The sequence below is a fragment of the Desulfovibrio desulfuricans genome (assembly GCF_024460775.1).
Classification (GTDB): Bacteria; Desulfobacterota; Desulfovibrionia; order Desulfovibrionales; family Desulfovibrionaceae; genus Desulfovibrio; species Desulfovibrio desulfuricans_E.
The window spans coordinates 1-869 of the sequence record NZ_JANFYZ010000036.1 but is presented as its reverse complement, the minus strand read 5'-3'; the positions used below and the strand labels follow the sequence as shown (position 1 = coordinate 869).

1 protein-coding gene is annotated in these 869 nt (G+C 41.1%); it reads left to right on the top strand.

The window, feature by feature from the left end; genetic code table 11:
• A partial coding sequence (locus tag NE637_RS16030; protein ID WP_256267792.1) for a hypothetical protein occupies nt 1-819 on the top strand: 819 nt, incomplete at its 5' end.
• Nucleotides 820-869: the final 50 nt, after the last annotated feature.

Here is an 869-nt window from a genome sequence, read left to right as displayed (position 1 = left end):
CGGCTGTTTATTGAAATGATTGCTCCTGATGTAGATATTGATATAGAGAGTAAACGTAAGTCTGATGAGCTACTCTTTCCAGGATATGTCATAAGGCCCATGGAATCTCTCACAACCGGTAGGCCGTATGGTCTTGATTCTAGCGCAGAAGATTCCAGCGTATCTTCTGACTCCAGTGCTGAGGTAATTTTGCCTGCTGCGAAGATGGTTAAGGAAAGGTTTGATTCGATTGGAAATGGTATGCTCTCTTCACAAGAAGCAAGTCAGGCTGCCATAGATTTGATGCTACAGAATAACAAGCTGTTAGACAATAGAAAGCAACTATACAAATCTATTGCTATAATAATAGGAAGATTGCCCGAGAAAGACAAGAAGAGAGCTACCGAAATGCTCATGAGAAAAATGGATTGTACACAGTTATTAGTCCCACCAGCTCCAACGGAAGAAGATGTTATGAAGCTCGTAAGCGTCGTTACCCAATTGCTTACTTTAGTTCCACCAGATCGTCAAGCTGCTTTAATAGGTGATTTATTCATCCCGGAATCTCTAAAGGATATATTCAATAGTTTCAATGAACTGGCGGCAGAGAATCGTTTACAGCAAAAAAAGAGTGAGTTGGAAGGAAGGACTGAAGTGAACCATGCTAATACAAATGAAGAAGTTCCCTCCAGGCGAACAAGAAGTAGAGACACAAATGCAAGAGGAGCATATAAATTACAAAACACCATCACTGAGGGCCCTAAAGCGGTTCCCACGAAAAAAAGGAGAGTAGCAACGAGGGTAAGGGGCAGAAAATCACGTAATACTTCTAGGGTATGATCCAATATCAAAGGAAATGATAGCATTGAAGGATGAGACTAATCCAATTG